We start from the raw sequence: 20527 nt of genomic DNA, 5'->3' as shown, positions 1-20527 counted from the left end.
CCCCCCCCCCGCCCACCCCACCCCCCGGGCGATACGCGTGCGAAGGAGCCCGCGATGAGCGACATGATCACCGCGGACCTGGTCGACCTCGACCTGTCCGCCGATACGAAGGAAGCGGCGGCGCGTGCCCTCGCCGAGCGCATGGTGGCCCTGGGCCGGGTGACCGACCTGGAGGGCTTCCTCGCCGACGTGGCCGCGCGCGAAGCACAGATGCCCACCGGCCTCGACGGCGGCATCGGCATCCCGCACTGCCGCAGCGAGCACGTCACCGAGCCGACGCTCGCCTTCGGGCGCAGCGCCGCCGGCATCGACTTCGGCGCGGCGGACGGCCCCGCCGACCTGATCTTTCTGATCGCGGCCCCCGCCGGCGCCGACGACGCCCACCTGACGATCCTGTCGTCGCTGGCCCGGCAGCTGATGAACGCCGAGTTCACCGACGCACTGCGCTCGGCGGGCGACGCGGCGGCCGCGGCCGCACTGATCCGCGGGGACGAGCCGGCCGCGGCCGGTTCCGAAGACTCCGCTGCGGCGTCGGGGGCGGCCTCCGCCGACGCCGCAGCGGGCAGCACGGCCCCGGCGTCGGGTGCGCGCGTCGAGGACGCGTCCGCCCCGGCGTCGGGCGCCCCCGCCGCGGACGAGCGCCCCTTCCGTATCGTCGCCGTCACCTCCTGTCCGACCGGCATCGCGCACACGTACATGGCGGCCGAGTCGCTGGAGAACGCGGGCCGAGAGGCAGGCGTCGAGGTAGTCGTCGAGACGCAGGGCTCGGCCGGTTTCACCCGGCTCGACCCGGCCGTCATCGCCGCGGCGGACGCCGTGATCTTCGCGCACGACGTGCCCGTACGGGAGAAGGAACGCTTCGCCGGCAAGCCGACCGTCGACGTCGGCGTGAAGGCGGGCATCAACCGGCCCGGCGAGCTGATCACCGAGGTGCGCGGCAAGGCCGAGCGCGGCGAGGTCACCGCGGGGGCCGCACCCGGCACCCCGGTCGAGCGCGCCGGTGAGTCCGGCGAGGGCTACGGCACCAAGCTGCGCAAGTGGCTGATGTCCGGAGTCAGCTACATGGTCCCGTTCGTCGCGGCCGGCGGTCTGCTGATCGCCCTCGGCTTCGCGGTCGGCGGCTACAAGATCAAGTCGGCGCCCTCGGTCATGGACCACTTCGTGTGGACGCAGACCGACAGCTGGGCCGCCCTGATGTTCCAGATCGGCGCAGTGGCCTTCGGCTTCCTGGTCCCGGTCCTGGCGGGCTACATCGCCTACGGCATGGCGGACCGGCCAGGTCTCGTCCCCGGCTTCGTGGGCGGCATGATCGCCTCCACGATCAACGCGGGCTTCCTCGGCGGCCTGGTCGCCGGTCTGCTCGCCGGCGGCGTGGTGATGGCGATCCAGAAGATCAACATCCCGGCGGTGCTGCGCGGCATCATGCCGGTGGTGGTGATCCCGCTGATCTCCTCGGCGATCGTCGGGTTCCTGATGTTCGTCGTGGTCGGAAAGCCCATCGCCTCCGCCCAGAAGGGCATGACCGACTGGCTGAACGGTCTCTCCGGCTCCAACGCCATCCTGCTCGGCCTGCTGCTCGGCCTGATGATGTGCTTCGACCTCGGCGGCCCCGTCAACAAGGTCGCGTACACCTTCGCCACCGCCGGGATCGCGGTCTCCAACCCGAGCGACTCCGCGATGAAGATCATGGCCGCGGTGATGGCCGCCGGCATGGTCCCGCCGCTCGCGATGGCGCTGGCCACCACGGTCCGCGGGAAGCTCTTCACCGAGACCGAGCGCGAGAACGGCAAGGCCGCCTGGGTGCTGGGCGCCTCCTTCATCTCCGAGGGCGCGATCCCGTTCGCCGCGGCCGACCCGCTGCGCGTCATCCCCTCCTCGATGGTGGGCGGCGCGATCACCGGCGCCCTGTCGATGGCCTTCGGCGCCACTCTGCGCGCTCCGCACGGCGGCATCTTCGTGGTCCCGCTGATCGGCAACGCCCTCCTCTACCTGATCGCCATCGCGGTCGGCGTGTGCGTCACCACCGCGCTGGTGGTCTTCCTGAAGGGCATGCGCAAGCCGGCATCCGGGACCGTGAGCCCCGGCACGGCGGACGACACGTCGACGGCGACGGCGACTGCGAAGCAGCCAGTCGCGGCGTAACCGCCGGGTGCGCATGTCGCTTTGGTGGGATACATCACGGTCCGGGACCAAAGTCCCGGACCGTGGTGTCTACTGGGGCGCATGCCCGATGAGCACGTCTCGATCCTCCAGTCGCTGGGCCTGGCCGTCCTTGCCCTGGCCGCCGTCGTCTGGGTGCTCGGCCTGGTCGGCCTGGTGCGCCGCGGCCGTTCCGGGGCCGGTCTGTGGCTGACCTGCCGCACCCTGTGGTTCACCGGCCGCACCCCGCTGCGCGCCTTCCCGCACCAGCGGCTGGCCCCTCCCCATCGGGAGTCCGTCGATCTGACCCCGGCGGAGCGGGACGCGTTCGCGGGCCTGGTACGACAGCTGAGCGGCAGGCGCTGAGCGCTTCGCTGGTTGTCCCGAGGTGCGGCTTTGCCGCGGGGGCTATGACGTCGACCGTCTGCGACACCGTCGTGGCTGGTCGCGCCCACGCGGCGGAGCCGCACATCGACACAGCCCCGCGCCCCTGAAGGGGCGCTGCCGAGCCGCAGCGGACCTCGCCGACCGGCACTGTCGGCTCCAGGGCTCAGGAGACCTGAGCCGCCCGCCGCTCCATCGCATCCCGGGCCGCGTCCTCGCTGACGTACACCTCGCACATGTGCCGCCCGTCGGGCGTCGCCGTGTGCTCGACCTCCCAGAGGGAGATCTCCGCGCCGTCACGCAGCAGGAACGCGTGCTCGTAGAGCGAGAAGCACAGCCCCGCGCGGCCCGCCCGGCACGGGCGTCCGAAGGCCTGCGTTATCTGGTGCGCGAACGCCGTAGCGAGCAGCGCGGCCGTCTCCGCGCCCGGCCGGTCCGGGTTCTCCGCGCGGCGCAGCAGCCGACGCGCATGATCCGCGGAATCGTCCGGCACATACGCGTGCCGCGGCGCGGGGATCGGCGAGAGCTGCACCGTCACCGGAAGCTCGAAGTCCGGTGCGTCCGGCGACAGCGGCAGCCGCGCGGTGGCCGCACGCAGCTCCTCCTCGTCGACATACACCTCGTGCTGCGCCGCGCTGCCCGGCGCGGTGTTGTGCACGAGCTCCCACAGCGTGAGCGCCGAGCCGTCGGCGAGCAGCCAGGTGTGCCGGTACGTCTCACGGTGCAGCCCCGCGCTGTGGTGCGCGGAGTGCAGCGAACTGTCGTGCGCCAGTGCGCAGTCCAGCCGCTGTATCGTCTCGTCCGGCAGCTCGAAGGAGTTCAGGGCACGGCCGAGGAGCCGCTCGAGATGCTCCTCCGGAGACTCGGGCGACTCGGCTGGTTCGTACGCTGCCGTCTCGTACGGAACGCTCAAGGTTTCTCCCGGCGTTGCTGCATGTCACCTTGTGGGTGCATACCGTAGCCCCTCGGTCGGACATCATGTCCGGGAACCGAGAAAACGTACGCACAGAAAACGCGCGGGCCGTGTGAGAAGTTCCCACACGGCCCGACGATCTGTCAGAAGTTGTTGCTCAGACGGCGATTACGCGGCGCTCCCCGCCATCCACTCGCTCCACGACATGTTCCAGCCGTTGAGCCCGTTGTCGGGGGAGACCGTCTTGTCCGGGGAGTTCTTGACGATCACGACGTCGCCGATGAGCGAGTTGTCGTAGAACCACTTGGCGTTCGTGGCGCCCTCCGCGCCCTGCACGTCGGCGAGCCCGACGCAGCCGTGGCTGGTGCCCTGGCGACCGAAGGGCGGATTGCCCCTGTTGTACCAGTAGTTGCCGTGAATGAAGGTGCCGGAGGACGTCAGGCGCATCGCGTGCGGCACGTCCGGGATGTCGTACTCGCCGCCGAGGCCCACCGTCTGGCTGTTCATGCGCGTCTGCACGAACTTCTCGGAGATCACCATCTGCCCGTTGTACGTCGTGTGCTCCGGGCTGCCCGAGGAGATCGGCACCGACTTGAGCGTCCTGCCGTCCCGCACGACCGTCATGGTCTGCGTGTTCACATCCACGGTGGAGACCTGCGAGCGCCCAATGGTGAAGGTGACGGTCTTCCTCTGCACCCCGTAGACGCCGTTCGCGCCCTCGACGCCGTCCAGGTCGATCTTCATCGTGACCTTGGAGCCGGCCTTCCAGTACTCCTCGGGCCGGAAGTCGAGCCGCTGCGCCCCGAACCAGTGCCCGACCACCTTCTGCCCGCTGCTCGACGTGACCGTGATGTGCGACTGCACGGCCTTCTTGTCGCTGATCACCTTGTCGAAGTCGAACGACACCGGCATGCCCACGCCGACCGTCGTCCCGTTGTCCGGCGTGTACGTCCCGATGAAGCTGTTGGCCGAAGTGACCGTGGTGAAGATGGAGTTGGCGGCTGCCGTACGGCCGTTCCCGTCCTTCGCGGTGGCCGAGATCTGGTACTTCGTCCCGCGCTCCAGCTGCTCCTTGGGCTTCCAGACCCCGCCGTCAGCGGATATCGACCCCGCAACGGACTGTCCCGACCCGGCCACCGTCATCTTCACGTCGGTCAGCCTGCCGTCGCTGACCTTCACGCCGGTCGTGTTGATCGACGCGGCGGTCGAGCCGTCCTTCGCCGAGATGACGATCTTCGCCGTCGACGTCCCGGCCGAGCTCTTGCCGCCCTTGCTGTCGCTCGACGAGCCCGAGGAGTTGGCGTTGGCGTCGCCACCGCAGGCGGTCAGGGTGAGGGCGCCGACCATCAGGGCGGCACAGGCCCCCAGTACGCGTACGCGCCGCGCGGCAATGTCCGGCGTTGTCACGGGCTGCTCCAGGTTCGTGTGATGTGCGTTGTCCGTTCCAGTGCGTGTGAAAGGAGGGAATCGGCGGACCGTGAGGTTCCCTCCGTCCGCGATGAACGCGATCACGTGACAGAACCGGGACAATCGCGTGCGAACGCAGCCTTGTTGTTACCGACCTCCGTACAACTCCTCGTACGAGGGCCATACTCCGCCGGGCCCCTCCACCGGCTCGGCGGCGCGCACGGCCCGCACGATCGCCCGCGTCACCAGGTCCGCGCCCGCCGCGAGGATCTCGTTCAGCGCGAGGGGGTGCCCGGCGTCGAGCGGGCGTGCTCCGGTCGCCAGCGCGAACACCGTGTCCCCGTCGTTGAGCAGGTGCACCGGCCGCACGGCGCGCGCGATGCCGTCGTGCGCCGTACCGGCGAGCTTCTGCGCCTGCGCCTTCGACAGGTCCGCGTCGGTGGCGACCACGGCGAGCGTGGTGTTCAGCGGGGGGAGGGCGTTCTTCGCAGCGCTCTCGGCGAGGCGGCCGCGCGCGGCCTCGTGGACGTGCGGCTCGGGGTGGTTCACCCGCCCCTGGAACAACTCCCCGTACAGGACGCCCGTTTCCGGATCCGTCGCCGATCCCGCCGCGTTGGCCACCACCAGGGCAGCCACCGTGATCCCCGAGCCGAGCACCGTGCTCGCGGTGCCCACCCCGCCCTTCATCGGCCCCACGGCCGCGCCCGTGCCGGCGCCCACGCACCCTTCCTGCACCGGTGCCCCGGCCTCGCTCGCCGCGGCCGCCTCGACCGCCGCCCGGCCGGTGGCGGCATCGGGCCTGGCCCGGAAGTCGCCGCCCCGCCCGAGGTCGAAGACGCAGGCCGCGGGAACCACCGGCACCACGTGCGCAGGGTCCACGCCCACACGCACCCCGCGCCCCTTCTCCTCCAGCCAGGCCATCACCCCCGACGCCGCGTCGAGCCCGTACGCGCTGCCCCCGGTCAGCACGATCGCCTCGACCTTCTGCACGAGGTTGCGCGGGTCCAGCGCGTCGGTCTCCTTGGTGCCGGGACCGCCGCCGCGCACGTCCACGGCGGCGACGGCGCCGCCTTCCGGGGCGAGGACGACCGTGGTGCCGGTGAGCCAGCCGCCGCCGGTGCGCGTCGCGTGTCCCACCCGCACTCCGGTGACGTCCGTCAATGCGTCAACTGTCATGGAGCCAGTCTCGCCCGGCCCGGCACGACAGCACCCGGTCAGCCCGCCGGACTCGTCGCACGTTCCCCGCTCGATCCGCTCGCCCCACGCTCCCCGGCGCCCCTGCGCGCCGTCAGCGTCACCCCGCCCGCCACCGCAAGCGCCGACACGAGGCCCGCAGCGAACACCGCCCAGTCGCCCAGGAAGGTGCAGACGATCACGAGCAACGCCGTCGTCGGCAGCACCAGTTGCTGGGCGATGCCCACCTTGTAGTAACGGGAGTGCAGTGCCCACACGGTGAGCAGATACAACGCCGTCGGCAGGGTCACCGCCGCCGATGCCTCCAGCGTGGAGATGTGTGCCTTGCCGACCGCCTGCTCCACGGCCACCTCCAGGCCCGCCCCGACCGCGGCCGCCGAGGCGAAGATCAGGTAGTGGCCGTAACCCCACAGGAAAGCCTGCCGGTTGGTGCGCAGATGACCGTGGATCGGCACCGCGAAGTAGATCCACCAGGCGGCGAAGATGATCAGCAGCCCGCCCGCCGAGATGGGCAGCAGCTCGCCCAGCGCGTCGTTCTCGTCGATGCCCGACTTCACCGCGACGGTGGCCGCCGCGATGGTCTCGCCGAGCACGATGATCGTGAACAGCCCGTACCGCTCGGAGATGTGGTGCGGATGCCAGGACGTGGGGTGGTCCTTCTCCGCGTACGGAGGCACGCACATCTCCAGGATCGCCATCACCAGGAAGACCCACGGTCGGCCGCCCTCCGGCAGCACCACCAGCCCCAGCCAGCCGACCATGCACAGCGACACACCCGCGGCGTAGCGCCGCCCCATGGTCCGCTCGGCGCCCTCGGTCGACCGCGCCGCGCGCAGCCACTGCGCCGTCATGGCGACCCGCATGATCACATAGCCCAGCCAGACGACCAGGAACTCGTGCTCCTCGAACGCCCGCGAGATCCCGGCCGCCAACACCAGCACCCCGGCGATCTGGACCAGGGTGACGACCCGGTAGAGCACGTCGTCGTTGTCGTACGCCGAGGCGAACCAGGTGAAGTTCATCCACGCCCACCAGATGGCGAAGAACACCATCCCGTAGTTGATGATCCCCTCGCCCGCGTGCCCCTCGGTGATGGCGTGCACCAGCTCGACGCCCGCCTGGGCGACGGCCACGACGAAGCAAAGGTCGAAGAAGAGCTCGAGCGGGGAGGCGACGCGGTGCGCCTCCCCGCGGCCCCGGGCCGCGAGCCTGCGCAGTGGTCGGCGGTTCGCCGGTGTGCCGGAGGACGCGGGCGGCGGAGTCGAGCTGGTCGTCATGGGACCAAGCACAGCAGATAACCGGTGGGAATTCCTCGGCAGGAGGCGCGGACCTGCCCGCACGGCGCACGGCCCGAAGGCCGGGTGGACCGCCGGCACGACCCGGCCGTCGCGCACCCCCGGGGCCGTACCCTGGACGCATGACCTCCGCCCCCGCCCCCGAGCCGCGCGCCCCGAAGCCCGCGCTGATCTTCGACGACCCGTTGGACCAGCAGTCCTCGGACGACACCGACCGCGGCTGGGGCGAGCGGCCGGGCTCCGACGGCGACTCCGCGGCCGACCTGAAGCGCTTCCTCGACGAGAAGCCGCCCCACCACCTCTGAGCCGCGCGGACCGCTGCCGCTACCGCTCGTCGCGCCCGGCCGCACGCTGGGCGACCAGCTCGTCGCGGATCTCCTTCAGCACCTCCAGTTCGGTCACCTCGATCACCTCGTGCGTGCCCTCCCGCGCCTTGCGGCGGGCCTCCACGCGGGCGAGGTACTTCGCCATGGGCAGCACCATCAGGAAGTAGACGACGGCTGCCGTGATCACGAAGCTGAGGGTGGCGCCGAGGACCGAGCCCCACATGAGCTGGATCCCGTGGTTGCCCGGGCACGACTCGCTCAGACACGACTTGTAGTTGTCGAGGTTCGTGGTGCCGATCGCCCCGACCAGCGGATTGATGAGCCCCTTCACCACCGAGCTCACGATGTTGGTGAACGCGGCGCCGATGACCACCGCCACCGCCAGATCGACGACGTTCCCGCGCATCAGGAAGGCCTTGAAGCCCTGCCAGATGTTCGGTTCCTTCTTCTCGCTCACCTCGGGTCCTCTTCTCGCACGCACAGGTTGGGGAACAAACAGTTCCGCAACCTACGGCACCGCGGGACCGCCCTGCCCGTTCGGGTGGCCCGACCGACGGACTCGACAGGAATCCGCGCAGGATGCGCACATCGTGGATCAGCACACCGTCACCGCCAGCCGTGCCGTCGCGCTCGCGCCGGCGAGGTGCGCCGCGGTGGCACGAGGAACCGAGAGCACGACCAGCGCCCCGCGGTCGGCCCCGTTGTCCAGGGGCTCCGGCACCTCGGTCACCCGAGCCCCGCGCGCGACCACGCGGGCGTCGCCACCCGTCGCGGTCTCCTGGGCGGCGACGACGTCCACCCGGTCGCCGGGCCGCAGCAGCCGGACCGTGGCCCCGTCGGCGATCCGCACCGGCGCGGCCACCATCTCGACGGCGCGGTGCTTGCGTACGGGATCCGCCACCGGATGCCCGCGCGCCGGGTCGGTGGCCCGTGGCCCCGCCGCCACCAGCGCGGCCGCGGTCACGGCGAGGCCCGCGGCCACGGCACGCCTCCGGTGCCGTACGAGCCGCCGTAGCTGATACCGCCCGCCGCGCACCCGCACGGGAGCGAAGTGCGGGACCTCGCAGGTGGCGGGGGCGTCGTCGCCTGGCGGGCGCGGGGCGGAAGGGGAGGGGAAGAAGAGCGGGGGAGGGAGGGACATGCGGATCACCACCTGCGTCGAGGAATCGGCGTGCAGGCCCACGATGAGGCCTCGCGACGATCTCTGCCGACGCCGGTGGACTACCGACGGGTTGTGGACAACTCCCTCACCGGAACGGGGAGTTCCGGAGTGCACGAGTCCTGGAGTCCCGAGCCCTTGAGGCTCCTCCCCGGCACCCCGTCACTGCAGCTCGAACCCCGGATCCATCCCGCCCAGCGCCTTCGTGCACAGGCAGTCCCGGTCCTCGTTCGCGGGCAGGGCGGCCACCGCGTCGAACAGCACGCCCCGCAGCCGGTCCACATTCGCCGCGAACACCCGCAGCACCTCGTCGTGCGAGACGCCCTCACCGGTCTCGGCGCCCGCGTCGAGGTCGGTGACCAGCGTCATCGTCGAGTAGCACAGCTCCAGTTCACGGGCGAGCGCCGCCTCGGGATGGCCCGTCATGCCGACCACCGACCAGCCCTGCGCCTGGTGCCACAACGATTCTGCGCGGGTCGAGAAGCGCGGCCCCTCGACCACGACCAGGGTGCCGCCGTCCACCGGCTCCCAGTCCCGGCCGCGCGCGGCCTTCAGAGCGGCAGCCCGTCCGACGGGGCAGTAGGGATCGGCCAGGGAGACGTGCACCACGTTCGGGATGTTGCCGCCGGGCAGCGGCAGCCCGTCGAAGTACGTCCCCACCCGGGACTTCGTACGGTCGACCAGCTGGTCCGGCACGAGCAGCGTGCCCGGCCCGTACTCGGGGCGCAGACCCCCCACCGCGCACGGGCCGAGCACCTGGCGTACGCCGAGCGACCGCAGCGCCCACAGGTTGGCCCGGTAGTTGATCCGGTGCGGCGGCAGGTGGTGGCCGCGTCCGTGGCGGGGCAGGAAGGCGACCCGCCGGCCGGCGATCTCACCGAGGAAGAGGGAGTCACTGGGCGGCCCGTAAGGGGTGTCCACCTGGACCTCGGTCACGTCGTCGAGGAACGAGTAGAAGCCCGAGCCGCCGATTACACCGATCTCTGCGTTCGCCATGGCGGCACAGTATCCGGCCCCGGCGGCGTGCCGAGAGGGGGATCCGGATACGACGAGAACCCTGCCGTCGTACGACGACAGGGTCCCGTGAGCGAGTCCGGAGCGTCCTAGGCGGCGGAGCTGCTGCTGGACGAGGTGCCGGTGCTCGACGGCTTCGAGTCCGAGGACGACGAAGACGGGGCCGACGACGAGGTGGACGTCGACGACTTCGACGACGACGCCGGTGAGCTGCTCGAAGAGGAGCCGCGGCTGTCGTTCCGGTAGAAACCGGAGCCCTTGAAGACAATGCCGACCGCGGAGAACACCTTCTTCAGGCGGCCACCGCAGTTGGGGCAGTCGGTGAGGGCGTCGTCGGTGAACTTCTGCACCGCCTCGAGGCCCTCGCCGCACTCGGTGCACTGGTACTGGTAGGTGGGCACTGTCTTCCTCCTGGCACTCTCACTCAATGAGTGCTAACGAGCGTCCATAGTGACGTATTCCTGAGGATCAGTCCACCGTCACCGGCACGCGGTGACCGACGCCACGTGCGACGGTCAGGCTGCGGGGGCGTGCCGCGAGCCGTGACCGAAGGGCCACGAGGGTCGTCAGCGCCAGTACGGTACCGGCCGTCGGCACCAGGAATCCGGCCCCTCCCCAGAAGCGGTCCTCCAGCTGTCCGGCGACCGTGACGGCCGCGGCCTGGCCGAGCGCCACCGCGCCGGTCAGCCAGGTGAAGGCCTCGGTGCGGGCGCCGGCCGGGACCAGGCCCTCGACCAGCGTGTAGCCGGTGATCAGCGCGGGCGCGATGCACATGCCGACGAGCAGGCCGAGGCCGGCCAGCAGGAGCACCGAGTGCGCGGCCCACAGGCCGCAGGCCGCCAGCGCGAGGGCGCCGTACCCGACGACGAGGCGCCGCTGCGGGGCCACCTTCCAGGCGACGGCGCCGCAGACGATGCCGGAGAGCATGTTGCCCGCCGCGAAGACGCCGTAGAGGACGCCGTTCAGTCCGGGCTCGCCGATCGACTCGGTGAACGCGGCCAGCGAGACCTGCATGCCGCCGAAGACGGAGCCGATGCCCAGGAAGGCCACGATCAGAACGCGCACACCGGGGACGCGCAGAGCGGAACCGTGCTCCACGCGCGCGTGCCCGGCGGCGGTGACCGCGGGCTGCGTGCTCTTCTGTGCCGCGAACAGCAGACCGCCGACGAGCGTCAGCGAGGCCTCGGTCACCAGGCCGGCGGCCGGGGTGACGGCGGTGCACAGGGCGGTGGCAAGGAGCGGGCCGAAGACGAAGGTCAGCTCGTCCGTGACGGACTCGAAGGCGGCCGCGGTGGTCATCAGGGGCGAGCCCTGGAGCTTCACGCCCCAGCGGGCGCGGACCATGGGACCGACCTGCGGTACCGAGGCGCCCGTCGGCACGGCCGCCGCGAACAGAGCCCACAGGGGCGCGTGGGCCAGCGCGAGTGCGGTGAGGGTCAGGCCCGACAGGGAGTGCAGCAGAACGCCGGGGATCAGCACGGTGCGCTGCCCGTAGCGGTCGGCGAGACGGCCGCTGTAGGGCGCGAACAGGGCCATGGAGACGCCGGTGACGGCAGCCGCGGCGCCCGCTGCGCCGTAGGAGCCGGTGGTGTGCTGCACGAGCAGCACGATGGAGATGGTGAGCATCGCGAACGGCTGGCGTGCCGCGAAGCCGGGGAGCAGGAACGTCCAGACGCCGCGGGTGCGCAGCAGCTGTCCGTAGCCCGGGCGGGAGGTGACCGTGGATGCCACGGCCCGTGCCTTTCTGCCGCCTGGTAGCGCGGCCCCCTTTTGCGGGCGGCGCCGAGAGCTGTCCTCTTGCGCGGATCTGCGGTAGATACCGGCGGTCCACTGCTCAGGGACGTCCCGGCCGCCATACGGTCGCGCCAGCACTGCGTCAGGCAGAGTTGGTTCGATCTGGGTGCGCCTTCATCGTACAGGGATCAAAGGCTGATGTGCCTGTGAATACGAGCACCATGCGGGCGTTCACCTGCGATTACCCATGGTGTGAATCGTATGAAACACGCCGTTAACGGCCGGCTCCGGCTTCCGCCCCGTTCGTCCCGAGCCATCCGGCCAGCTTGCCGCCGTGCCCGACCGAGCGCAGCCGCCGCTCCGCCGCGTCCCGCACCGGGTCCGTGGCGACGACGAGCAGTTCGTCGCCGCGCCGCAGCACCGTCGTGGGCAGGGGGACAAACGATTTTCCTTCGCGTACGACGAGGGTGACGGCGGCGCCGGCCGGCAGGCGCAGCTCGGCCACCTCGACGCCGTGCATCTTCGACCCCTCGGGGATCGCGACGGACAGCAGATGCCCGCGCAGCCGCTCCAGCGGGGCGGACTCGATGCCGAGGTCGGCGGCCTCGGCGTCCTCGCCCAGGTGCAGCTTGCGGGCGAGCCAGGGCAGCGTCGGCCCCTGGACCAGGGTGTAGACGACGACCAGTACGAAGACGATGTTGAAGATGCGGCGGCTGGCGTCGACGCCCTGCACCATAGGGATCGTCGCCAGGATGATGGGGACCGCGCCGCGCAGCCCGGCCCAGGACATCAGGGTCTGTTCCTGCCACGGCACCCGGAAGGGCACCAGGCACAGCATCACGCTCAGCGGGCGCGCCACCATGGTCAGCGCCAGGCCGATGACGAGCGCGGGCACCACGTCGTCCCCGAGCTCGTGCGGGGTGACCAGCAGGCCGAGCAGGACGAACATGCCGATCTGGGCGATCCAGCCGAGTCCGTCGGCGAAGCCGCGGGTGGCGGGCCAGTGGGGCAGTTTCGCGTTGCCCATCATCATCGAGGCGAGGTAGACGCCCAGGAAGCCGCTGCCGTGCGCCAGTGCGCCGCCCGCGTAGGCGGTGACGGCGATCGCCATCACGGCGATCGGGTAGAGGCCCGAGGCGGGCAGCGCCACGTGCCGAAGGCCCCAGGTGCCGAGCCAGCCCACCGCGAGGCCGATGGCCGCGCCGATGGCGAGCTCCAGAGCTATCTCGCCCAGCAGCACGTACCAGTGGTCGACCGGGCCGGCCGTGGAGAAGGCGACCACCAGGATGACGACCGGGGCGTCATTGAAGCCGGACTCGGCCTCCAGCGTGCCCGTCACGCGCGCGGGGAGGGGGATCTTCCGCAGCACCGAGAAGACCGCCGCCGCGTCCGTGGAGGAGACCACCGCCCCGACGATGAGCGCCTGCCGCCACTCCAGCCCGATCAGGAAGTGCGCGGCCGATGCCGTGACCCCGACGCTCACCGCGACCCCGCCCAGTGCCAGCGCGGAGGCGGCCGGCAGGGCCGGCTTGATCTCCTTCCACTTCGTGCCCAGACCACCTTCGGCCAGGATCACGACCAGGGCCGCGTATCCGATGACCTGGGTCAGTTCGGCGTTGTTGAAGTGGATGTTGCCGATGCCGTCCTGGCCCATGAGGACCCCGATCCCCAGGTATACGAGCAGGCTGGGGAGCCCGCTGCGCGAGGAGATCCGGACCGCTGCCACGGCGACGAGCAGGACGAGCGAGCAGACGAGCAGAAGCTGGTTGAGGTGGTGGACAGTCAGCGGCCGTTCCCTTCCCTGGCTCACACGCATCCCGCGCGGGAGCTCACGTACATAGGACACGAAGCCGAGAGACTCCGCACCCAAGTACTTCGTTACCTTACCTAACTCTTGACGATTTCTTGACGCTCGGAGAGGCGGGATCGAACGCCCGCCCGCTCTCGTTCCCGACTCCGCGTCAAGGGGCGCAGGGCCCTGCGCCTATGGTTGCTCCAGCGCTCATTCAAAGTCACAGCCCCGCCTGCCGCTCGCGTTAGGACAGCAAGGACAGCGATGCCCCCCAACACCACCGCCACAACGGGTGACAAGCCCGGCAAGTCCGGCAGGAAGAAGGGGCGCAAAGCCCGATTGGTCGTGCTGGTACTGGTCCTGGCCATCATCGGAGGCATCGCCTACGGGGCGTACTGGTCCATCAGTACCGTCCGCGCGTCGTTCCCGCAGACGAAGGGCTCGATCACGCTCGACGGCCTGTCAGGGCCCGTCGACGTGAAGCGCGACGGCAACGGCATCCCGCAGATCTACGCCTCCTCCGACGAGGACCTGTTCATGGCGCAGGGCTACGTCCAGGCGCAGGACCGGTTCTACGAGATGGACGTGCGCCGCCACATGACCTCCGGCCGCCTGTCGGAGATGTTCGGCAAGGACCAGGTCAAGGACGACGAGTTCCTGCGGACCCTGGGCTGGGACCGGGTGGCGAAGAAGGAGTACGACACCAAGTTGTCGGCCTCCACCAAGAAGTACCTCCAGGCGTACGCCAAGGGAGTCAACGCCTACCTGCAGGGCAAGGACGGCAAGGACATCTCCCTGGAGTACGCGGCCCTGGGCTTCGTCAACGACTACAAGCCGGCGCAGTGGACCCCCGTCGACTCGGTCTCCTGGCTGAAGGCGATGGCCTGGGACCTGCGCGGCAACATGCAGGACGAGATCGACCGCGCCCTGATGACCAGCCGTCTCGGCCCCAAGCAGATCGCCGATCTGTACCCGGACTACCCGTACAGCCGCAACAAGGCGATCGTCCAGGAGGGCCAGTACAACGCGCTCGCCAAGACGTTCGAGCAGAACGGCAGCTCGTCGACGAGCGGTACGTCCGGTGCGTCCAGTACGTCAGGTACGTCAGGTACGTCAGGGAGCGGCGCGACCGGCACGTCCTCCTCGGCGTCGGCCGGCTCGGCCCTGACGAGCCAACTGTCGGGTCTCTACAAGGTCCTGGACAACGTGCCCACGGCGGTCGGCGTGAACGGCCAGGGCATCGGCTCCAACTCCTGGGTCGTCGCCGGGGATCACACCATCACCGGCAAGCCGCTGCTGGCCAACGATCCGCACCTGTCGGCCTCGCTGCCGTCCGTCTGGTACCAGATGGGCCTGCACTGCCGCACCGTCTCCAGCAAGTGCCAGTACGACGTGACCGGTTACACCTTCGCGGGCATGCCCGGAGTGGTCATCGGCCACAACCAGGACATCGCCTGGGGCATGACCAACTCCGGGGTCGACGTCACCGACCTGTACCTGGAGAAGGTCTCCGGCGACGGCTACCTCTACGACGGCACGGTGCGTCCGTTCAAGACCCGCGAGGAGACCATCAAGGTCGCCGGCGGCAAGTCCAAGACGATCGTCGTGCGCCAGACCGCCGACGGGATGCCCCTGCTCTCCGACCGCGACGACGAGCTCGTGACGGTCGGCAAGAAGGCCACCGTCAACACCGCCGCACCCGACCGCGGCGACGGCTACGGCATCGCGCTGCGCTGGACCGCGCTCGACCCGGGCACCTCCATGGACGCCGTCTTCGCCATGGACAGGGCGTCGAACTGGAGCGACTTCCGCTCCGCGGCCGCGCTGTTCGACGTGCCCTCGCAGAACCTCGTCTACGCCGACAAGAACAACATCGGCTACACGCTGCCCGGAAAGATCCCCACGCGCGCGAAGAAGGACGACGGCTCCATCCCGGCTCCGGGCTGGGACTCCAGCTACAAGTGGACCGGGTACATCCCGCAGGACGCGCTGCCGTACGAGTACAACCCCCAGCGCGGCTACATCGTCACCGCCAACCAGGCAGTGATCGACAAGGACAAGTACCCCTACACGCTCACCACCGACTGGGGCTACGGCACCCGCAGCCAGCGCATCACCGACCTGATCGAGTCGAAGATCAGAGGCGGCGGCAAGATCTCCACCGACGACATGCGCCAGATGCAGCTGGACAACAGCAGTGAGATCGCCAAGCTGCTCGTGCCCAAGCTGCTGAAGATCGACATCAGGGACAAGGACGTCCGCGGGGCGAAGGCCGTCCGGGAGGCGCAGGACCTGCTGGAGGGCTGGGACTACACCCAGGACGCCGACTCGGCGGCGGCCGCCTACTTCAACTCGGTCTGGCGCAACATCCTCAAGCTCGCCTTCGGCAACAAGCTGCCCAAGGAGCTACGGGTCGAGGGCCAGTGCCTGTGGGTCGATCCGGTCAACAGCACCGGCCCGGCGGACGAGACGAACAAGGTGCGCGAGTGCGGTGAGCGCGCCGCCGACCAGGCGCAGCCGGACGGCGGAGACCGCTGGTTCGAGGTCGTCCGCAACCTCATGGACGACCAGAAGAGCGACTGGTGGTCCACGCCCAAGTCGCTCACCCGGCCCGGGGCGAGCGACAACCGCGACGACCTCTTCAAGCGAGCCATGATCGACGCCCGTTGGGAGCTGACGGCCAAGCTCGGCAAGGACATCGACACCTGGAGCTGGGGCCGGCTGCACCGTCTGTTCCTGAAGAACCAGACCCTCGGCACCGACGGGCCGGCTTTCGTGAAGTACATCCTCAACCGCGGCCCCTGGAAGCTCAGCGGCGGCGAGGCGACGGTCAACGCCACCGGCTGGAACGCCGCCGGCGGCTACGGCGTCGTCTGGGTGCCGTCGATGCGCATGGTGGTCAACCTCGACGACCTCGACAAGTCGAAGTGGATCAACCTCACCGGCGCCTCGGGGCACGCCTACAGCGCCCACTACACCGACCAGACGAGCAAGTGGGTCAAGGGCGAACTGCTCGACTGGAACTTCTCGGACAAGGCCGTCGACGAGAACACGAGCGACACCCTGGTGCTGAAGCCATGAGCCACCGGCCCTAGGTCACAGGCCACGGTCACGAGTCACGGAAAGTGCCCTCCACGCGCGCGCGGAGGGCACTTCTCATGTGAACCGCCGGACCCCGGACGGCGTCACCACCGCATGCACCGGCCGGTCGTGCGCCTCCTCCGGCACGTGCTCGACGACCTCCGAGTCGTACAGCAGCACCACCAGCGCGGGGTGGGCGTCCGCGCGCTCCAGGCGCGCGAGGACGCGGTCGTACGACCCTCCGCCGCGCCCCAGCCGCATCCCGCGGGCGTCGACCGCGAGACCGGGCAGCAGCACGACGTCGGCCCCGGTCACGGCGTCCGGTCCGAGACGTTCGCCGGCGGGCTCGAAGAGGGCCATTTTTCCGCCGTGTTGGATGCGCGCGAGGGAGCCCTCCCCGGCGTAGGCGCCCCAGTCGAGATCGTTGTCCGGGAGAAGGGCCGGAAGCAGGACGCGCACGCCCCGCTCGCGCAGCGCGTCCAGCAGCGCGAGCGTCCCCGGCTCGCTCCCGACGGAGACGTACGCCGCCACCGTGCGCGCATGCGCCAGCTCGGGCAGCTCGAGGGCGCGGCCGGCCAGCGCTTCCGCGGATTCCCGCACGTCATCCGCCGTCAATCTGTTTCTCACCGCGAGGAGTCCTCGCCGCAACATTCGCTTGTCAGCCTCGGTCGCACGTCCGATGTGACTCACAGGTCGCACCCGTACCCTTCCATATGTGCTCATATGAGAGCCAATTAACCGGAGCCACAGATTCCCTGCAAAGGCACCGGATAAGGTTGCCGCCATGACCCAGTCGCACCCCAGGATCAGCAAGGCTGTCATCCCTGCAGCAGGCCTCGGCACCCGGTTCCTGCCGGCCACCAAAGCCACTCCCAAGGAGATGCTGCCGGTCGTCGACAAGCCCGCGATCCAATACGTGGTCGAAGAGGCAGTGTCGGCGGGCCTCGACGACGTCCTCATGATCACGGGCCGCAACAAGCGCCCCCTCGAGGACCACTTCGACCGCAACTACGAGCTCGAGTCCGCCCTCCAGAAGAAGGGCGACGCGGGTCGGCTCGCCAAGGTCCAGGAGTCCAGCGACCTCGCGACCATGCACTACGTGCGGCAGGGTGACCCCAGAGGCCTCGGCCACGCGGTGCTGTGCGCCGCCCCGCACGTCGGCCACGAGCCCTTCGCCGTCCTCCTCGGCGACGACCTGATCGACCCGCGCGACCCGCTCCTCGCGCGCATGGTCGAGGTCCAGGAGCAGCGCGGCGGCAGCGTCATCGCGCTCATGGAGGTCGCGCCCGAGCAGATCCACCTCTACGGCTGTGCGGCCGTCGACCCGACCGGCGACGCCGACGTGGTCAAGGTCCACGACCTGGTCGAGAAGCCGGCCGCCGCGGACGCCCCGTCCAACTACGCGATCATCGGCCGGTACGTCCTCGACCCGCACATCTTCGACATACTGCGCAAGACCGAGCCCGGCCGCGGCGGTGAGATCCAGCTGACCGACGCTCTCCAGCAGCTCGCCGCGGACGAGAAGGTCGGCGGCCCGGTGCACGGCGTCGTCTTCAAGGGCCGCCGCTATGACACCGGCGACCGCGGCGACTACCTGCGTGCCATTGTCAGACTCGCATGCGAACGTGAAGACCTGGGCCCGGACTTCCGGACCTGGCTTCGCAGTTACGTAGCCGAGGAGATGTAGCAACGTTGAGCAGCGCCGCGCCCCGCACCACCGGCCAGGACCACCTCTGGTCGGTGGACGAACACCTGGAGGACATCCTCACGACCGTCCGCCCCCTGGAACCCATCGAGCTGCAGCTCCTCGACGCCCAGGGCTGCGTCCTGGTCGAGGACGTCACGGTGCCTGTCTCACTGCCGCCGTTCGACAACAGCTCCATGGACGGGTACGCGGTGCGGGTCTCGGATGTCGCGGGCGCGAGCGAGGAGTTCCCCGCCGTCCTGGCCGTCGTCGGGGACGTCGCGGCGGGCCAGGCCGACCTGCTCCACGTGGGCCCCGGCCAGGCCGCCCGCATCATGACCGGCGCTCCGCTGCCGCCCGGCGCGGAGACCGTCGTCCCCGTCGAGTGGACCGACGGCGGCCTCGGCGAGGGCCCGGCGACCGGCATGCGCGCCCGGGCCCTGGCCCCCGAGGGCGCCGAGGGACACGTGCACGTGTACCGCCCGGCCGAGGCACGCGCGCACGTACGCGCGAAGGGCAGCGACGTGAAGTCCGGCGACCGCGCCCTCGAGGCCGGCACGGTCCTCGGGCCGCCGCAGATCGCCCTGCTCGCGGCGATCGGCCGCGGCACGGTACGCGTGCGCCCCCGCCCGCGCGTGGTCGTCATGTCCACCGGCAGCGAACTCGTCCAGCCCGACGAGAAGCTGGGCAGCGGCCAGATCTACGACTCGAACAGCTTCGCCCTCACCGCCGCCGCCCGCGACGCCGGCGCCATCGCCTACCGGGTGGGCGCCGTCGCCGACGACGCGGAGACCCTCCGCTCCACCATCGAGGACCAGCTCGTCCGCGCGGACCTCATGGTCACCACCGGCGGCGTGAGCGTCGGGGCGTACGACGTCGTCAAGGAGGCCCTGTCGTACGTCGGCGACCAGGACGAGCCGGGCAGCGGCATCGACTTCCGCAAGCTCGCCATGCAGCCCGGTAAACCCCAGGGCTTCGGCTCCATCGGCCCCGATCACACCCCGCTGCTGGCACTCCCCGGCAACCCGGTGTCGTCGTACGTCTCCTTCGAGCTCTTCGTCCGCCCCGCCATCCGCACCCTCATGGGACTGGACGACGTCCACCGGCCGCGCACCCGCGCGACCCTCACCGCCGGCAAGGCGCTGACCTCGCCGAAGGGCCGCAGACAGTTCCTGCGGGGGACGTACGCCGACGGCTCCGTGACCCCGGTCGGCGGCGCCGGATCCCACCTGGTCGCGGCCCTGGCGCACGCCGACGCACTGATCGTCGTCCCCGAGGACGTGGAGTCCGTCGAGCCCGGCACCGAGGTCGAGGTCGTCCTGCTCGGCTGAGTGCTCCCGGCCCGCGGTACCGTGTCGCGCACAACAGACCCACGCGCCGCACCGCGAGGGGCCCGGACCGGGAGCGCCACACAGCCAATGAGTACGGACGATCGACTGACCCACATCGACGACGCGGGCGCCGCCCGCATGGTCGACGTGTCCGGCAAGGACGTGACCGCGCGCACCGCCCGCGCCAGCGGACGCGTCCTCGTCTCGCCCCGAGTGGTCGAGCTGCTGCGCGGCGAGGGGGTCCCCAAGGGCGACGCCCTCGCCACCGCGCGCATCGCGGGCATCATGGGCGCCAAGCGCACCCCGGACCTGATCCCGCTGTGCCACCCGTTGTCGGTGTCCGGTGTGAAACTGGACCTGTCGGTCGCGGACGACGCCGTCGAGATCCTGGCCACCGTCAAGACCACGGACCGCACGGGCGTCGAGATGGAGGCCCTCACCGCCGTCTCCGTCGCCGCCCTCACCGTGATCGACATGGTCAAGGCGGTCGACAAGGGAGCGGTCATCACGGACGTACGGGTGGAGGAGAAGACGGGCGGCAAGTCGGGCGACTGGAGCCGGACATGACCTATCGCGCGCTTGTCGTCACCGCCTCCAACAGGGCGGCCGCCGGTGTCTACGAGGACAAGGGCGGCCCGCTGATCGCCGACGGCCTGAAGGGCTTCGGCTTCGCCGTCGACGGACCGCAGGTCGTCCCCGACGGTGACCCGGTGGAGGCCGCCCTGCGGGCCGCAGTCGACGCCGGGTACGACGTGGTCGTGACCACCGGAGGCACCGGCATCTCACCGACCGACCGCACCCCCGAGGCCACCCGCAAGGTGATCGACCACGAGGTGCCGGGCATCGCCGAGGCCATCAGGGCGTTCGGACGTGAGAAGGTGCCCACCGCCGCGCTCTCCCGGGGCCTGGCCGGAGTGGCGGGAAGCACACTGATCGTCAATCTGCCGGGCTCCACCGGCGGGGTGAAGGACGGACTGGCCGTCCTGGAACCCGTCCTGGTCCACGCCGTCGACCAGATCCGCGGCGGCGACCACCCCAGACCCGGCTCCACCAGTGGGGGTGCGAGCTGAACAG

The 20527-nt window shown here is 70.5% G+C and carries 19 protein-coding genes; 8 read left to right on the top strand and 11 right to left on the bottom strand.

Features of this window, described 5'->3' with window-relative positions; translation table 11 throughout:
• The first annotated feature begins 54 nt into the window (after nt 1-54).
• Together IH68_RS0132195 and IH68_RS0132190 are read left to right on the top strand one after the other, a co-directional pair.
• The gene (locus tag IH68_RS0132195; protein ID WP_030942020.1) at nt 55-2142 is read left to right on the top strand and encodes a PTS fructose transporter subunit IIABC; all 2088 of its coding nucleotides are present in this window, start codon (nt 55-57) and stop codon (nt 2140-2142) included.
• A gap of 81 nt (nt 2143-2223) precedes the next feature.
• Nucleotides 2224-2505 (top strand): hypothetical protein, encoded by a 282-nt coding sequence (locus IH68_RS0132190; protein WP_030942019.1) that lies wholly within the window; start codon nt 2224-2226, stop codon nt 2503-2505.
• A gap of 184 nt (nt 2506-2689) precedes the next feature.
• Here the strand turns inward: IH68_RS0132190 and IH68_RS0132185 are convergent, their stop codons facing one another.
• The 4 genes from IH68_RS0132185 to IH68_RS0132170 form a co-directional block, all read right to left on the bottom strand.
• Nucleotides 2690-3436 carry a DUF6227 family protein gene (locus IH68_RS0132185; protein ID WP_030942018.1) on the bottom strand — a complete coding sequence of 249 codons (747 nt, stop codon included), beginning with the start codon at nt 3434-3436 and terminating at the stop codon, nt 2690-2692.
• A gap of 168 nt (nt 3437-3604) precedes the next feature.
• Complete coding sequence (locus IH68_RS0132180; RefSeq protein WP_030942017.1) at nt 3605-4843, bottom strand: L,D-transpeptidase; 1239 nt, start codon at nt 4841-4843, stop codon at nt 3605-3607.
• Nucleotides 4844-4990: 147 nt separating this feature from the next.
• Nucleotides 4991-6019, bottom strand: coding sequence for a P1 family peptidase (locus tag IH68_RS0132175; RefSeq protein WP_030942016.1), 1029 nt, complete (start codon nt 6017-6019; stop codon nt 4991-4993).
• A gap of 38 nt (nt 6020-6057) precedes the next feature.
• Nucleotides 6058-7314 (bottom strand): low temperature requirement protein A, encoded by a 1257-nt coding sequence (locus IH68_RS0132170; RefSeq protein WP_037885589.1) that lies wholly within the window; start codon nt 7312-7314, stop codon nt 6058-6060.
• Nucleotides 7315-7454: 140 nt separating this feature from the next.
• Here IH68_RS0132170 and IH68_RS0132165 point away from each other — a divergent pair, with 140 nt between their 5' ends.
• Complete coding sequence (locus tag IH68_RS0132165) at nt 7455-7637, top strand: hypothetical protein (RefSeq protein ID WP_030942012.1); 183 nt, start codon at nt 7455-7457, stop codon at nt 7635-7637.
• Between the two features lie 19 nt (nt 7638-7656).
• Here IH68_RS0132165 and mscL read toward each other — a convergent pair whose 3' ends face one another.
• The 6 genes from mscL to IH68_RS0132135 form a co-directional block, all read right to left on the bottom strand.
• Complete coding sequence (gene mscL / locus IH68_RS0132160; RefSeq protein ID WP_030942011.1) at nt 7657-8115, bottom strand: large conductance mechanosensitive channel protein MscL; 459 nt, start codon at nt 8113-8115, stop codon at nt 7657-7659.
• A 138-nt stretch (nt 8116-8253) separates the two neighbouring features.
• On the bottom strand, nt 8254-8799 hold the full coding sequence (locus IH68_RS0132155; RefSeq protein WP_030942009.1) for a hypothetical protein: 546 nt from the start codon (nt 8797-8799) through the stop codon (nt 8254-8256).
• A 180-nt stretch (nt 8800-8979) separates the two neighbouring features.
• On the bottom strand, nt 8980-9813 hold the full coding sequence (locus tag IH68_RS0132150) for an S-methyl-5'-thioadenosine phosphorylase (RefSeq protein WP_030942007.1): 834 nt from the start codon (nt 9811-9813) through the stop codon (nt 8980-8982).
• Between the two features lie 107 nt (nt 9814-9920).
• The gene (locus IH68_RS0132145) at nt 9921-10232 is read right to left on the bottom strand and encodes an FmdB family zinc ribbon protein (RefSeq protein ID WP_030942005.1); all 312 of its coding nucleotides are present in this window, start codon (nt 10230-10232) and stop codon (nt 9921-9923) included.
• 67 nt (nt 10233-10299) lie between these two features.
• Nucleotides 10300-11562, bottom strand: a complete 1263-nt coding sequence (locus IH68_RS0132140; protein WP_030942002.1) for an MFS transporter — start codon at nt 11560-11562, stop codon at nt 10300-10302.
• A gap of 277 nt (nt 11563-11839) precedes the next feature.
• Nucleotides 11840-13381, bottom strand: coding sequence for a potassium/proton antiporter (locus tag IH68_RS0132135; protein ID WP_030942000.1), 1542 nt, complete (start codon nt 13379-13381; stop codon nt 11840-11842).
• Nucleotides 13382-13621: 240 nt separating this feature from the next.
• Here IH68_RS0132135 and IH68_RS0132130 point away from each other — a divergent pair, with 240 nt between their 5' ends.
• A complete protein-coding gene (locus IH68_RS0132130; RefSeq protein WP_030941998.1) occupies nt 13622-16438 on the top strand; it encodes a penicillin acylase family protein in 2817 nt (938 codons plus the stop codon).
• A 75-nt stretch (nt 16439-16513) separates the two neighbouring features.
• On the opposite strand, the gene IH68_RS0132125 is transcribed toward IH68_RS0132130, so the two are convergent.
• On the bottom strand, nt 16514-17089 hold the full coding sequence (locus IH68_RS0132125; RefSeq protein ID WP_078912699.1) for a 5-formyltetrahydrofolate cyclo-ligase: 576 nt from the start codon (nt 17087-17089) through the stop codon (nt 16514-16516).
• A 133-nt stretch (nt 17090-17222) separates the two neighbouring features.
• On the opposite strand from IH68_RS0132125, the gene galU reads away from it, so the two are divergent.
• From galU to IH68_RS0132105, 4 genes are all read left to right on the top strand, one after another.
• On the top strand, nt 17223-18125 hold the full coding sequence (gene galU / locus IH68_RS0132120; protein WP_030941994.1) for a UTP--glucose-1-phosphate uridylyltransferase GalU: 903 nt from the start codon (nt 17223-17225) through the stop codon (nt 18123-18125).
• Nucleotides 18126-18130: 5 nt separating this feature from the next.
• Nucleotides 18131-19453 (top strand): gephyrin-like molybdotransferase Glp, encoded by a 1323-nt coding sequence (gene glp, locus IH68_RS0132115; RefSeq protein ID WP_030941992.1) that lies wholly within the window; start codon nt 18131-18133, stop codon nt 19451-19453.
• A gap of 87 nt (nt 19454-19540) precedes the next feature.
• Nucleotides 19541-20020, top strand: coding sequence for a cyclic pyranopterin monophosphate synthase MoaC (moaC, locus tag IH68_RS0132110; RefSeq protein ID WP_030941990.1), 480 nt, complete (start codon nt 19541-19543; stop codon nt 20018-20020).
• Complete coding sequence (locus IH68_RS0132105; protein ID WP_030941989.1) at nt 20017-20523, top strand: MogA/MoaB family molybdenum cofactor biosynthesis protein; 507 nt, start codon at nt 20017-20019, stop codon at nt 20521-20523. Before moaC ends, IH68_RS0132105 begins: the two co-directional genes overlap by 4 nt.
• Nucleotides 20524-20527: the final 4 nt, after the last annotated feature.

Origin of the sequence: Streptomyces sp. NRRL S-646, assembly GCF_000720765.1 — a bacterium.
Taxonomy (GTDB): domain Bacteria; phylum Actinomycetota; class Actinomycetes; order Streptomycetales; family Streptomycetaceae; genus Streptomyces.
This window is presented reverse-complemented; position numbering and strand designations above follow the sequence as displayed.

Bases quoted from the DNA above. Each gene is read 5' to 3' on its own strand.
- IH68_RS0132195 (WP_030942020.1), top strand. From the start codon at position 55: ATGAGCGACATGATCACCGCGGACCTGGTCGACCTCGACCTGTCCGCC.
- IH68_RS0132190 (WP_030942019.1), top strand. From the start codon at position 2,224: ATGCCCGATGAGCACGTCTCGATCCTCCAGTCGCTGGGCCTGGCCGTC.
- IH68_RS0132175 (WP_030942016.1), bottom strand. From the start codon at position 6,019: ATGACAGTTGACGCATTGACGGACGTCACCGGAGTGCGGGTGGGACAC.
- IH68_RS0132170 (WP_037885589.1), bottom strand. From the start codon at position 7,314: ATGACGACCAGCTCGACTCCGCCGCCCGCGTCCTCCGGCACACCGGCG.
- IH68_RS0132165 (WP_030942012.1), top strand. From the start codon at position 7,455: ATGACCTCCGCCCCCGCCCCCGAGCCGCGCGCCCCGAAGCCCGCGCTG.
- IH68_RS0132155 (WP_030942009.1), bottom strand. From the start codon at position 8,799: ATGTCCCTCCCTCCCCCGCTCTTCTTCCCCTCCCCTTCCGCCCCGCGC.
- IH68_RS0132150 (WP_030942007.1), bottom strand. From the start codon at position 9,813: ATGGCGAACGCAGAGATCGGTGTAATCGGCGGCTCGGGCTTCTACTCG.
- IH68_RS0132135 (WP_030942000.1), bottom strand. From the start codon at position 13,381: ATGCGTGTGAGCCAGGGAAGGGAACGGCCGCTGACTGTCCACCACCTC.
- IH68_RS0132130 (WP_030941998.1), top strand. From the start codon at position 13,622: ATGCCCCCCAACACCACCGCCACAACGGGTGACAAGCCCGGCAAGTCC.
- IH68_RS0132125 (WP_078912699.1), bottom strand. From the start codon at position 17,089: ATGTTGCGGCGAGGACTCCTCGCGGTGAGAAACAGATTGACGGCGGAT.
- galU (WP_030941994.1), top strand. From the start codon at position 17,223: ATGACCCAGTCGCACCCCAGGATCAGCAAGGCTGTCATCCCTGCAGCA.
- moaC (WP_030941990.1), top strand. From the start codon at position 19,541: ATGAGTACGGACGATCGACTGACCCACATCGACGACGCGGGCGCCGCC.
- IH68_RS0132105 (WP_030941989.1), top strand. From the start codon at position 20,017: ATGACCTATCGCGCGCTTGTCGTCACCGCCTCCAACAGGGCGGCCGCC.